10 protein-coding genes are annotated in these 12,835 nt (G+C 48.9%); 5 read left to right on the top strand and 5 right to left on the bottom strand.

Annotated elements, in window-relative coordinates; translation table 11 throughout:
• Together ACR1R9_RS26095 and ACR1R9_RS26090 are read left to right on the top strand one after the other, a co-directional pair.
• On the top strand, window positions 1-1,581 hold the full coding sequence (locus ACR1R9_RS26095; protein WP_433922337.1) for an ATP-binding protein: 1,581 nt from the start codon (window positions 1-3) through the stop codon (window positions 1,579-1,581).
• Window position 1,582: 1 nt separating this feature from the next.
• The gene (locus tag ACR1R9_RS26090; RefSeq protein ID WP_433922338.1) at window positions 1,583-2,281 is read left to right on the top strand and encodes a response regulator; all 699 of its coding nucleotides are present in this window, start codon (window positions 1,583-1,585) and stop codon (window positions 2,279-2,281) included.
• A 91-nt stretch (window positions 2,282-2,372) separates the two neighbouring features.
• On the opposite strand, the gene ACR1R9_RS26085 is transcribed toward ACR1R9_RS26090, so the two are convergent.
• Window positions 2,373-3,674: an alpha-glucosidase/alpha-galactosidase gene (locus ACR1R9_RS26085; protein ID WP_076291944.1), complete on the bottom strand. Its 1,302-nt coding sequence runs from the start codon at window positions 3,672-3,674 to the stop codon at window positions 2,373-2,375.
• Between the two features lie 194 nt (window positions 3,675-3,868).
• Between ACR1R9_RS26085 and ACR1R9_RS26080 the strand changes: the two genes are divergently transcribed.
• Window positions 3,869-4,708 carry an AraC family transcriptional regulator gene (locus ACR1R9_RS26080; RefSeq protein ID WP_433922339.1) on the top strand — a complete coding sequence of 280 codons (840 nt, stop codon included), beginning with the start codon at window positions 3,869-3,871 and terminating at the stop codon, window positions 4,706-4,708.
• 108 nt (window positions 4,709-4,816) lie between these two features.
• On the opposite strand, the gene csaA is transcribed toward ACR1R9_RS26080, so the two are convergent.
• Both csaA and udk read right to left on the bottom strand, forming a co-directional pair.
• A complete protein-coding gene (csaA, locus tag ACR1R9_RS26075) occupies window positions 4,817-5,146 on the bottom strand; it encodes a chaperone CsaA (protein ID WP_433922340.1) in 330 nt (109 codons plus the stop codon).
• Window positions 5,147-5,323: 177 nt separating this feature from the next.
• Window positions 5,324-5,956: a uridine kinase gene (gene udk, locus ACR1R9_RS26070; protein ID WP_076291942.1), complete on the bottom strand. Its 633-nt coding sequence runs from the start codon at window positions 5,954-5,956 to the stop codon at window positions 5,324-5,326.
• Window positions 5,957-6,262: 306 nt separating this feature from the next.
• Between udk and ACR1R9_RS26065 the strand changes: the two genes are divergently transcribed.
• Window positions 6,263-6,733 carry a hypothetical protein gene (locus tag ACR1R9_RS26065; protein WP_076291941.1) on the top strand — a complete coding sequence of 157 codons (471 nt, stop codon included), beginning with the start codon at window positions 6,263-6,265 and terminating at the stop codon, window positions 6,731-6,733.
• A gap of 103 nt (window positions 6,734-6,836) precedes the next feature.
• On the opposite strand, the gene ACR1R9_RS26060 is transcribed toward ACR1R9_RS26065, so the two are convergent.
• Together ACR1R9_RS26060 and ACR1R9_RS26055 are read right to left on the bottom strand one after the other, a co-directional pair.
• Window positions 6,837-9,851, bottom strand: a complete 3,015-nt coding sequence (locus ACR1R9_RS26060) for a DEAD/DEAH box helicase (RefSeq protein WP_433923651.1) — start codon at window positions 9,849-9,851, stop codon at window positions 6,837-6,839.
• 5 nt (window positions 9,852-9,856) lie between these two features.
• Window positions 9,857-11,626, bottom strand: a complete 1,770-nt coding sequence (locus tag ACR1R9_RS26055) for an SWIM zinc finger family protein (RefSeq protein WP_433922341.1) — start codon at window positions 11,624-11,626, stop codon at window positions 9,857-9,859.
• A gap of 278 nt (window positions 11,627-11,904) precedes the next feature.
• Between ACR1R9_RS26055 and ACR1R9_RS26050 the strand changes: the two genes are divergently transcribed.
• On the top strand, window positions 11,905-12,723 hold the full coding sequence (locus tag ACR1R9_RS26050) for an endonuclease/exonuclease/phosphatase family protein (RefSeq protein ID WP_076291938.1): 819 nt from the start codon (window positions 11,905-11,907) through the stop codon (window positions 12,721-12,723).
• Window positions 12,724-12,835: the final 112 nt, after the last annotated feature.

Genomic DNA, 12,835 nt, shown 5'->3' with positions numbered 1-12,835 from the left:
GTGTCTGAACGAAATAAAGGGGAAGACGTCTGGCTGAAGCTGAACCGTGTTCCCAAATATATATGGGTAACCATTGGAATCACATTGCTAACCATTCTGCTACATGCGATAGGGATTAGCGATGACCTGGTTAACGTGGGGTTAATTTATCTTTTTCCGGTATTGGTCAGCGCTGTGTACTGGGGAATGGGGCCGGCTATATATGCAGCAAGTCTTAGCGTCGTTGCCTTTGACTTCTTTTTTGTTCCTCCGTATCTCAGTTTTACGGTTGAAGATTTGCGATATATTTTTTCCTTTATTGTGTATTTGGCAGTGGCGGTATTAACGGCGAGTCTGGCGGGACGCCTGCGGCAGCAGCTGGAGGTGGTAAAACAACGCGAGATTACGACGAATTCGCTATATGCTTTAAGTCGTCAGATGACGGCTGTTACGGATTTGCACACTCTACTCGGCAACATTGCGAGACAAGTGTCACTGACACTTGGAACTCCGGCGGCAATATATCTTCCCAATGTTCAAGGCGAACTTCAGGTTACATCCTCTTCGGAGGATTCGGATTCAATAGCCTGGGGTGAAGGAGAAGCTGAAGTCGCTATTGCCAAATGGGTGTATAAACATGGCGAAATCGCTGGACGAGGCTCCTCCAGCCTGCGGGAATCGTCTGGTCTGTATGTGCCGTTGCGTACAGAAGACCAGATCCATGGGGTGCTCGCTGTGAATCTGGAATCCAGCGATCTTCAGGAGCAGCGGGAAGAGCTGCGTTTGCTGGAGGCGTGTGGCGGGCTGGCAGCAAGTGCCATTGCTCGTGTCAAGCTGGCCGAAGAAGCGAGACTCGCGCAGGTGACGGCTGAATCGGAGCGAATTCGCACCGCTTTGCTAGACTCGGTGTCCCATGAGCTGCGTACACCCCTTACGGCCATCATTGGTTCAGCGACAGGTTTGCTGGAGAATGATTCTCTTTTTACCCGGGAGGATCGAAAAGAGCTGACAGGCAATATCCGAGATGGAGCACTGCGTATGAACAGACTGGTAACCAATTTGCTAGGCATGGTGAAGCTGGAGAGTGGCATGTTGCAGCTGCGTAGAAAATGGTGCGATGTGGGCGACATGATCGGCATTGTGCTAACTCAGGTTCAGCAATTTATCCAGCACCGTCGCATTCGGGTGGAATTGCCGGATCAGCCGCCGTTTGTATCCGGGGATGAGGTTTTGCTGGAGCAGGTTCTGGTTAACGTGATCAGCAATGCCATCAAATATTCACCAGAAGACAGTGAAATCGTCATTACGGTGAAGGTGGATGAGCGGAATGGACGAATGACCATTGTGGTGGCTGATTCGGGTGTCGGGATTCCGGAAGCAGAGCGAGAGCGGGTGTTTGAGAAATTTTATCGATCTGAATCGTCACGGCATGTGACAGGTACGGGACTTGGGCTTGCCATCTGTAGAGGAATCGTCGAAGTTCACGGAGGTACGATTACCGCAGAATCGAATCCGGGAGGCGGCACGCGGGTATGCATTGGTTTGCCCATTGAGGAACCTGAAGCATCATTCCCGTATATGGGACAAGGAGAGGAAGAATGACATGACGGGATCGCAAGGCGCGCGCATATTAATTGTGGATGATGAACCACAAATCCGTAAACTGCTGAAGGTTACGCTTCAGGCACACCAATTTGAGATTCACGAATGCGCCGACGGCGAAGAAGCGGTCATTCAGGCGAGCATTGTGCATCCTGATCTGATTGTGCTTGATCTGGGCTTGCCCGGTATGTCCGGAATGGATGTACTTCAGCGGATTCGGGAATGGTCGCAGGTACCAGTCATCGTGCTGACTGCAAAGGATCGCGAAGAGGATAAAATTGCTGCACTTGATGGCGGGGCGGATGATTATGTCACCAAACCGTTTGGCATGGGAGAGTTGGTTGCACGTATTCGGGTTGCCCTTCGCCACGTGGCCAAAACTAAGGATGAGCCGGTATTGCGTTTTGGCCCACTCACCATTGATTTGGCCCAGAGACTGGTCGATTTGGATGGGTCATCAGTAAAGTTAACACCAACCGAGTATGAAATGCTGAAAGTGCTCGCAACCCATGCAGGCAAAATTATTACCCAACGCCAGCTGCTGCAACAAGTGTGGGGAGGACATCATCATGAGTCGGACAGTCATTACTTGCGGGTATATGTCGGACATCTGCGCAAAAAATTGCAGGAAGATCCCACGCGTCCACGTTTTATTCAGACCGAGCCAGGAATCGGCTATCGTTTTCTGCTTCAAGATTAGGCTGGGAAACAAGATGAAAGCTCAAAAAAGCACCAGCCTCTCCCTGTTGAGGAGGAGACTAGTGCTTTTAGAATTGCAAACGATGGACTTCTTATGACGTGTACTTCGGCAACCAGTCGCCATGAGCTTCGATCAGTTCATCACACATGGAGACGATATCATCAATGGACAGCTCGGCAGCTGTATGCGGGTCAAGCATCGCGGCATGATAGATGTGTTCTCTTTTGCCTGTAATCGCCGCTTCAATGGTCAACAGTTGGGTGTTAATATTCGTACGGTTCAATGCTGCAAGTTGCGGAGGCAGATCCCCGATATACGTCGGGCTGATGCCTGATCCATCAACAAGACAAGGCACCTCAACACAGGCTTCACGAGGCAGGTTGGTGATCAGTCCGTTATTCATGACATTACCGCCGATTTTGTAAGGGCGATCCGTCTCCATGGCCTCCATAATATGTGAAGCGTATTCCCGGCTGCGCGTATGTTCGATATTTTCGCTGGATAACAGCTTCTCACGCATTTCTTTCCAGCCTTCAATCTGGTTCACGCAGCGGCGCGGATACTCATCCAGCGGAATATTGAAGCGTTCGATCAACTCCGGATAGTTTCGTTTGATAAAATAAGGATGGTACTCGGCATTATGCTCGGAGGACTCGGTTACATAGTATCCAAAGCGCTGCATCAGCTCATAACGCACCATGTCATCATGCTGCTCTTTCTGCTTTTCTTTCGCCAGACGTTTAATCTCTGGATACAGATCCTGGCCATCCCGAGTTACTTCAAGCAGCCAGGCCATATGGTTGATACCTGCAACTTTCGCCACCACACCCGTCTGATCAATCCCCAGTGCATCAAACAGATGCGGCACACACACCTGTACACTGTGACACAGACCTACGGTTTTAATTCCGCCATGCACGTTCATGACATTTGTCAGTACTGCCATCGGGTTGGTGTAGTTCAGGAACCACGCATCAGGACACACTTCCTGCATATCCCGTGCAAAATCGAGCATCACCGGAATTGTCCGCAAATTACGGAATATCCCGCCAATCCCGAGCGTATCGGCAATCGTCTGACGCAATCCATATTTCTTCGGAATCTCAAAATCCGTAATGGTACATGGATCATATCCGCCCACCTGAATGGCATTGATCACATATTTGGCCCCGCGTAGTGCTTCCTTGCGGTCAGTATAAGCTTTAATGGCACATTGGCTTCCGAGCGAGCGGGCCATACTAGTAAGCAAACGCTCCGAGTCGTTTAGGCGTTCAGCATCAATATCGAACAACGCCAGCTCAAAATCCTGAAGTGCTTCGGTCATCATGACGTCACCCAATACATTTTTGACAAAAACGGTGCTTCCCGCACCGAGGAACGTAATTTTGTTCATCTCAAGTTCAGCCTCCCTGAATAAATGGTGTACCTCCAATATAGGCGGATCGGACTTATATAACTATGGCTCAACCTCTCTGAAACATGTCATAATCCCATTTTTGGATTCGCTTACAGCTAATAATTGAATGAATTACCTGTTATAATTTTAGTAGAGATAATTACCGTGGTGATGAACAGAGGGAGTGTGGAATGTTGAAATTAATCGAAACAAACGTGGTTCCTATGGATTTGACTCAGATGGAATTGGTACTGTTGTTTTTCGGTTGGCAGGCATGTGATCCATCGCATTATTGGGGTCCGGGTGTTCGGGATGCTTATATTGTTCATTACATTCATGAAGGACGGGGCACGGTGTTTATGGCGGATCAGCAATATGAGCTTACACAGGGTCAGGGCTTTGTCATTCTTCCGGATACGCTGATTCATTATGAAGCGGATGCGAAGCAGCCATGGACTTACTCCTGGTTCGGGTTCAAAGGTGTTCACGCCAAATCATTCATGCAGCGGGCTCATATCAGTCCGGAACATCCTGTATTTGAGGCCAGAGATCCAGACATATTCGATCGTCTCTATACGGAGATGGTTCAAGCATCAACACGTACCGGGGGAGATGTGTTCAACCAGAGCCTGCTATACAGGCTGATCGCCGAGCTGATTGCATCTTCTCCCGCAGGAGAGCAGCTGCAACGGCCTCTGTCCACTAAAGAGGAATACATCAGGCAAGCCGTTCAATTTATCGAGAACAGGTATAGTCAGAGAACTTCAATTCTAGATATTGCCCGAGCGGTAGGTTTGGATCGCACATATCTATCAGGGCTTTTTAAGGAGAGGTATGGCAAGTCATTACGGGCTTTCTTTCTCGAATATCGGATGAATCGTGCAGCTGAACTGCTGCAGCATTCAGCCCTGTCGGTTAGTGAAGTGGCCCACTCTGTGGGGTACACAGATCCATTACTATTTTCTAAGATGTTTAAGCGAGTGACGGGTGTTTCTCCGAAAGGGTCGAGAAGCATGGAACAGGGTGAGTAGGCTTCATTATGCTGGGAACCTCGAAAAACGCAAAAAAAGGCTGCGAATCCGAAGATTCATAGCCTAATGCTTTAAGGTGCAAAGACAGGAATAGCGATATGATGAAAATCAGGCAATCGGTGTTCCGTTCGGTAATATCTGGTCCGGGGTTAACAATACAACGTCACCTTCACCGGGCACGCCGCCAAGCACCAGTACTTCGGATACAAAACCGGCAATTCGGCGCGGCGGAAAGTTGATTACTGCAATAACCTGCTTGCCGATCATCATATCGGGGGTGTAACGTTTCGTAATTTGGGCACTCGAACGTTTAAGGCCAAGTGGGCCAAAATCGATGGTCATTTTAATGGCGGGGATGCGTGCCTTTGGAAAAGCTTCGGCCTCTACCACAGTACCAACGCGGATATCATGCTGTATAAACTCTTCAAAAGTAGCCATGTTATGATGTCTCCTTTCAGCTATGGAGTCCATTATAAAATAGAAATAACCAAAAAATCCAGATTGCGCTAATCGCAACCTGGATTTTAGTGGTGATATGGTATGAGCGATACCCGTTTTTGTCTCACTCAGATGTGAGCAGAGCAAAACGCCTGATACAGCAACATCATGTTAAAGTTATGCGCCATTCCAATTTTCACCGGTCAGATATTTCTCAGTCAGGATGGATAACATCTGAATGCCGACTTCATTATGTCCACCTTCGGGAATGATGATGTCTGCATACTTTTTGGAAGGCTCGATAAAAGCATCATGCATCGGTTTGACGGTTTCGAGATATTGTTTGTACACGGATTGAATCGTACGGCCACGTTCTTCCATATCCCGCAGTACTCTGCGCAGAATACGCACATCGGAATCGGTATCAACAAAGACCTTGATATCCAGAAGAGCGCGCAGATGTTCATCAATCAGGACATGCAGTCCTTCCACAATTACGATATGGTTCGGTGCCAGTTCAACCGTTTCATCAGCGGCACGGTTATCTATGGTGAAGTCATATACGGGAGCATATGCCGTTTGTCCTTGTTTTAACAGGGTAAGATGCTCAATTAACAGATCATTATCGAATGCAAACGGATGATCGTAATTGGTGAGTCGACGTTGCTCAGGGGTGAGCTGCGACTGGTCTTTGTAATAGTTGTCTTGGGATATGAAAGTCACTTTGCCTGATCCAAGACGGTCTATGACGGAGCGAGCTACCGTCGTTTTACCGGAGCCGGTTCCTCCGGCGATACCAATAATGAGCATGATTGTTCCATAAACCTCCCTAGAATGGCAGCATGGTCATGGATAAATAATGGATGAATCGGGATAGATTCAAGTCTTTACCCACATGTCTGTCTGTGAATGCACAATTCCTCTATTGTAGCACAGCAAATCACTTTTTTCACCTTAGGGAATTACCACATTTTTCTGTTGAAGCAACCATCAATCTGTATCAATTTAGTCTCAACTTCGTTAGTTTAGGTTGTAGGATCTAGGACCTTCGATATATGATGTCGAAAGATGCCAGTTACTGGCGGGTATCTACATATATAAAAGGAGGTGTACGTTATGAAAAAATCAAGCAAAGTCATTTCTTCCACAGTTATTGCTGCCATCGCAGCTGTATCCGTTGTAACTTCTGCTTCTGCAGCAAGTGTATCTACGATAACTCCGGTGGGGTCTTCTCTCTCAGCTATTGATCTGAGCAGCATGGACATCGAAACAGCTTTGATGATGGTTCAGCAAGAACGCACGAAATTGCTGGATAGCCAATTGCAGGCACAGATTCAACAAGTTCAAAATCGCAATCAAGCGATTGCAGAGCTGAACGAACAATTGCAGGTAGCTAATCAGAATGGGGATACTGCCCAAGCTCAAAAACTGAAAGGCCAAATCGATGCGTTGAGCAACTCACAACAAATGGATATGCTGCGTTTGCAGTCTATGACTAATAAACGCAATGAAGCTTTTGATGTGATGACCAACTTCATCAAGAAAATGCAGGATTCCAGATCGTCCATCATCGGAAACATGCGTTAGGAATGTAAAAAAAGAGCGAAGACGGAATGCATTTCCGACACTTCGCTCTTTTTGTATTCTACTATTTACCAGGTTACATATGTTGCAACAATTTAGTCTGGAGTTAACCCGACCAGTCGCGGCGCCGGGTGAATAGATCCTTCAGCTCATCCGTCGACAGCTCGGTAATCCAGTTTTCAGAGCTGGTGATAATATTGTCGCTGAGCTGCTGTTTGCTTTCCAGCATCTCGTCAATGCGTTCTTCGAGTGTGCCCAGCGAGATAAACTTGTGTACCTGAACATCCTTCGTCTGTCCCATCCGATAGGCGCGGTCTGTAGCCTGATTTTCCACGGCAGGGTTCCACCAGCGGTCAAAGTGGAATACATGATTCGCTGCGGTCAGGTTCAAGCCCACGCCGCCTGCTTTGATGGACAGAATAAAGACCGACGGCTGCTCTGCCGCAGGCAACGTCCGGGACTGGAACTCGTCAATCATGCGATCCCTGGCTGTCTTGGACGTACCCCCATGCAGATACAGCACAGGTTCCTGCAACTCCTGTCTCAATACCTGTTGCAGCATCTGCCCCATGCCGATGTATTGTGTGAAAATCAGGCAACGTTCGCCCTCGTCCCGTAGTTCGCGCACCAGTTCCATCAGTCGTTCCAGTTTCGCGGAGCGGCTGATCAGCATGGCCATGTCCTGCGGACTGTACAGGTCATGCTCTGTTACAGAGCCTTCCGAGGAGATCGTTTCCGGCAAGGCTTCTTTGGTCAGCAGCAGGGGATGATCACACAACTGCTTGAGCTGGGTTAAGGCAGAGAGAATCGCACCTTTGCGCTTAATGCCTTCCAGCTCTTTCATTTTGTCCATCAGTTCCTGAACGGACTGATCATACAGTGCACTTTGTTCACCCGTAAGGTGAATATACGTTTTCATCTCATTTTTGTCCGGCAGATCGAGTTGAATATTCGGATCTTTTTTCTTGCGGCGCAGCATGAATGGCTTCACTAACTGCTGCAAATCCTGCATGCGCTGCTCGTCCTTATCCTTCTCGATCGCACTGATAAAGCGAGTCTGGAATGCTCGTGCGCTGCCCAGATAGCCTGGATTAATAAAATCATAGATGGACCACAGTTCGGACAGCCGATTTTCAATCGGCGTACCAGTCAGTGCAATACGATGTTTTGCCGGGAAGCTGCGTACCGCCATGGACTGCTTCGTTTGGGCATTTTTAATATTTTGCGCCTCATCCAGACAGATCGATGCCCATGTATATGACTGCAACATCTCCTGATCCAGAGTAGCTGTTGCATATGAGGTAATGATGATATCTACCTGTTCAGTCTGTTCCCGGAACTCTTCTCCGGTCAGTCTTCGTGCTCCGTAATGCAAACTGACGTTAATTGAAGGCGCGAAGCGACTGATCTCCTTCTGCCAGTTCCCTAATACGGAAGTGGGGCAGACGAGAAGGGCAGGGGCTTGCCCAGGCAAGCGCTGCTCATGCTCTTTGAGATGAAGTAAATACGTAATGAACTGTATCGTTTTTCCCAGTCCCATGTCATCCGCAAGACAAGCACCGAGACCGAATCTCCGCAGGAATCCAAGCCATGCGAAACCTTCCTTTTGATAAGAACGCAGCTCAGCATGCAACCCTGCAGGAATAGGCAGGGAAGGAGCGCCGCCTTGCCCACCGCCAAGCTGTGCAATGACCCGGTTCAGGTGTTCGTTCAGTTCCACCTCAAGTCGAATGTTCTCGTTGGACTGTGGCTGTTCTTCGTCCTCTTCCTGTCCTTCCTTGCGTTTCTGGTTGCGATATTCTCGCTGCTCATTATGCAGCAGATGCAGGTGCAGAATATCCTGAAACGACAGTCCTTGCTCCTGATCCACACCGCCCATGGCCCGGCGGATCTGCTCAAGCAAGGCCGGATCAAGGGGAACCCATTCTCCACGGAAGCGGACTAGCCGTTCATTACGGGCCACGAGATCAGCGAATTCTTCCTCGCTGAGATCCGTATCCCCAATTGCAATACGCCAGTCAAAATGAATGATCGAATCCAGTCCAAAGAAAGACTGTCCCCGCTCACTGCCTTCCTCCGGTTTCACCTTGGCACGTAGCTTGGGTTTCTTCTTGCGTGCAGCTTCCCACCAACCCGGAAGCAGCACTTGCCAGCCAGCTTCAAGCAGTCGCCCGCTGTCTTGCGTCAGGAACAGCCAAGCATCCTGATCTCCCAATGGATCACTGAGCACATCCCGACTGCCGCTGATAGCGCGGCGAATTCGGGGCAGATGTGCACGCAGCTGCTCAAGCCATCCTGCCGAACGATCAAGGATGAACGGTGTCCATACGTCTGGCCATTCACCTTCCAGCCGGCCACGTGAATCAAGTCGCACCGGAACCAGAACAGCTGCATCCAGTTTGTTCTGCAATACCAGCCGCAGCCGCCATGCCGGTTCATCTTCTTCTGGCTCTAGCAATTGCAGGAGTGGACGGAATGGGGCTGCATCTGCTTTCCAGCCGATGGACACGAGCCAGGATTGGGCATCCATTCCGGCCGTTTGTGGAGCTGTTCCGCTTTGTGGAAACAACTGCGGGAACTCGCGCCGCAGATCGGTGGCCGCTTCTTCTGTGCTGTACCATCGCTGGAATACGGAAGCCGAATAGGCAGCACTCAGTCCTTCGGCGTAGCTCTCATCCGTTTGTTCCAGAGCTTTGCCAAGAGCGGTTCGATCCTGCTTTTTCAAGCTGTCCGGGTCCCAGGTCCATTGCAGTTGTCCGGTACGAAATGCGGTGAAGCTAGGGATGTATTTACGATTCTCAATCGATGCTGCAAGTACCGGGGCCAGCCGGATCAAATGCTCAGCCTGCTCGTCCCATTTCCATTCAATGTGCAGAAGGGTGTGCATTTCGCTGAAGAAAGGAATAACTTCTTCCGCAGGCATGACGACCAGTTCAATCTCTTCGATCTGTCTTGTTTCCAGTTCTGTTCCGTAGAAGGAAGGGGCATGCCAAGCAAATAATCGCTGCTTAAGCGATTGTCCCGTTACAAAGTGATGGGTGTTCAGCGCTCCATAGAACAAGGCATCCCCGTATCCTGTCAATGCAACATGGACCTCAATTGTTTCGGTGTAAGGGTGCATTAGGCTCATGAGATCAACTTACCTTTCCGAAGCTCTTCCTGCAGGGCGCGCAGTCGGCTGTTGCGAACAGCCAAAGTGGTGATAAACTGCTCCCAGTGTTCTTCCTGCTTCAATTTTTTATAAATTTTGGACAGACGCTTCAACAGTTTCACTGCTGCTTTGTATCCGTCCCTGTTTTTGTGTCCGATATAACGATCCACTGCTTGATGGTAGAAAGGCAAAAGCAGTTCGGGTGCATCCTTTTCAATCGGCTGTAGCACCGCTACCCGGAATTCAAGCGGCTCCGTCTCTGTGCTCAGTTGAAAATCAATCCACCGTCGCCAGTGTCCACGGGAATGCATTGCTTCTTCATAAGCTGGCCGGGAATGAGGCAGCATGCTGACCAGTGTATCCCACATGCGGTGCTCTACATCAGGCAGATGATGAATGGCTGTGTCCCATAACTGCATGTAATCATTCAGAGGGGAGTTCCGTCGGTTCGCCAGCAGTGGTCCGAGCTGCACTAACCACTCGCCCAGCCGTTTCCAGTCGGAAGAATCTGCAAGCACATGAAGAAAATGCAGCAGATGCTCCGGCGGGATGCCGTATGCCGAGCTTCCGCTAATTAATCGCTGCCAAGCCTGTTCATCTTGTCTCAAATGGAAATATATCCAGCTCTGCGCCAATACCAGCGGCAAGGGCAGAGTGACAGACTTAATCGGCGCTCCGCTCCCGTTTTCCGTCAGATTCGCTACACTCAGCACGCTCTCACCAGGTTTGGTGGGTTTGGAAGCAGTAGTCAGGCCATTCTCCATTTCCTGTAGAAACGCCAGCTCTGACTCCAGCGTTTCCCGGTTTTCCTGAAGATTTGGCACGATCCAGTTTAACCAAAGCTGCCGATAAATAGGGGTAAAAAACATCATGCTGGACGTCTCGGATATCATCTGCGTACGCAGGTAAGCCGAGGTTTCCTCAAGCCTTGTCCACTGCTGTTCAAGCTTCGTGCCCTTCAGACCAGAGAGATCCAACGGACGGCTAAAGATCTGTTCCAACCCTTTTTGGAGCGCATCCACGGCAAGTTGAGCAGGATAGCTCAGATACACAGGTGTATGTGTGATTGAATTGCGGCCAGGCACGCAGAAGCGAATCAGGTATAGCTGAACATGCAGCTCAAATAACTGGTCCATGCCAGCAGAAAGCTTAGGTTTAATGGAATAGAGCTCGTCCGCTGCGGCCTGCACATATGATGTACTTGGCGTACCTATCCCGAGTCGTTGCAGGCATGCCCGATACAGCTCATGCCATTCTGTGATTTCAAGTTCTGCAAGTTCCGTTGCACGTTCCTTGATCTGGCTATACTGATTATCAGGGATGGTCAGTTCCTCTTCGTGCACTGCGTAATCTGAACGTCCAGAAGTCCCTATAGCAGCAGGTTTTGGAGTCTGTTTTAGTGCCGTACTGGAGTGGGCGTTCACAATGCCGTGTACAGGTCGTCCCAGTTGCTCTGCATAACTCATTAGAACGGCTATCATATGTTTGCAATGAGAACCAACCGGACAGGTGCAGTGGCTGGTATTCAACGATTGTAAGCTCAGGGTTACCTCATAATCATCGGAGCCCTGCACTTCAGCCAAAATTCCGTTTTGTTCAGTGTAGGTTAATGGTCCGACGCGTTTCTGTTTATAATATTGGAATCCGCGCATAATCGTCAGGTTGTTAAAATGTTCAGCGACCTGCCTGATCAGCTGTTGCCACTGCGCGTCATCCATGTTCATGTCATTAGGTATGTTCATCATTCCATCTCCTGGGAAATCATAGGTTCAGTAATCACCACGTCTTGACGTAATGGTGTACATTTCATGTATCCATCATATCAGTTATCATGTGCTCCGTGCATCGGTTCTGAGAACTTGGATGAGACTTTTTGATAGGTGAAACCCAAGAGTATCGATCTCTATTTTTTACCATAAACCATGCATAATAGGCTCGTCTTGTGTATGCTTATCGTATGTATTCCTTTCAGGAACAATGCAGGCCGGGATTCGGCTTAATTTCAAACAACAGGAGAGAGCATATGAAAATACTTACGTTAAATACGCACGCTTGGGCAGAAGAAGACCAACTAAACAAGATCAGTCACCTGGCTGATTTTATTAATACACACCAGTTCGATGTGATCTCCATGCAGGAGGTTAATCAATCGATGCAAGAAGCAGCGCTATCTGCGGAGGAACTGAAACATTACTTTGCCACGGAATCGGATGCTGTGATCAAAAAAGATAACTACGCCTACGTGCTGCTTACGCAACTGACCGAGACCTATTACTGGACATGGATTCCGGCCCATGTTGGTTTCCGCAAATACGATGAAGGGCTGGCCATCCTGAGCCGGACGCCGATCATCCAGGCTTTTGGTGAATATGTATCCCACATGCGGGATTACGACAACTACCGGACACGCAAAATTGTAGGTGTTCAGACTGAAGTACAAGGCGAAGCAACCTGGTTTGTGAATGGACACTATAACTGGTGGGATGATGAACAAGAGCCTTTCAAGGGGCAGTGGGAACTGACCGAGAGCAAGCTCACTCCATATATGGACCAGCCGCTGTATATTATGGGTGATTTCAATAATGTCGCAGAAGTACGTGGAGAAGGCTACGATTATATGATGAGCAAGGGCTGGAATGACCTGTACACGACGGCTGTGAAAAAGGATGACGGTGCAACCGTGGTCAAAGCCATTGCCGGATGGGCGGATAACAAACGCGATCTGCGTATTGATTATATTTTCTCGAATCGTCCGGTACAAGCGAAGTCTTCAACGGTAGTTCTCAACGGAAAGAACGGCCCTGTGGTCTCAGACCATTACGGCGTAGCTGTGGAGATTTAATAACAGTAAGTCAGTCTAGTACACGATTCATTATCAAATAAAACGAAAGCCTCCGCTTACTTCCTTATAAGGAAAGTACAGTCAGAGGCTTTTTATTATCAACCTTTGCCAT

Origin of the sequence: Paenibacillus taichungensis (assembly GCF_050994985.1) — a bacterium.
In the GTDB taxonomy this organism is placed as follows: domain Bacteria; phylum Bacillota; class Bacilli; order Paenibacillales; family Paenibacillaceae; genus Paenibacillus; species Paenibacillus taichungensis.
The sequence above is the reverse complement of the archived record's forward strand: the minus strand, read 5'-3'. Positions and strand labels throughout refer to the sequence as shown.

What these genes read in the sequence shown, in the direction of transcription:
- ACR1R9_RS26060 (WP_433923651.1), bottom strand. Translation starts at nt 9,851, where the DNA reads ATGCACCCTTACACCGAAACAATTGAGGTCCATGTTGCATTGACAGGA.
- udk (WP_076291942.1), bottom strand. Translation starts at nt 5,956, where the DNA reads ATGCTCATTATTGGTATCGCCGGAGGAACCGGCTCCGGTAAAACGACG.
- ACR1R9_RS26055 (WP_433922341.1), bottom strand. Translation starts at nt 11,626, where the DNA reads ATGATGAACATACCTAATGACATGAACATGGATGACGCGCAGTGGCAA.
- ACR1R9_RS26065 (WP_076291941.1), top strand. Translation starts at nt 6,263, where the DNA reads ATGAAAAAATCAAGCAAAGTCATTTCTTCCACAGTTATTGCTGCCATC.
- csaA (WP_433922340.1), bottom strand. Translation starts at nt 5,146, where the DNA reads ATGGCTACTTTTGAAGAGTTTATACAGCATGATATCCGCGTTGGTACT.
- ACR1R9_RS26080 (WP_433922339.1), top strand. Translation starts at nt 3,869, where the DNA reads ATGTTGAAATTAATCGAAACAAACGTGGTTCCTATGGATTTGACTCAG.
- ACR1R9_RS26050 (WP_076291938.1), top strand. Translation starts at nt 11,905, where the DNA reads ATGAAAATACTTACGTTAAATACGCACGCTTGGGCAGAAGAAGACCAA.
- ACR1R9_RS26090 (WP_433922338.1), top strand. Translation starts at nt 1,583, where the DNA reads ATGACGGGATCGCAAGGCGCGCGCATATTAATTGTGGATGATGAACCA.
- ACR1R9_RS26085 (WP_076291944.1), bottom strand. Translation starts at nt 3,674, where the DNA reads ATGAACAAAATTACGTTCCTCGGTGCGGGAAGCACCGTTTTTGTCAAA.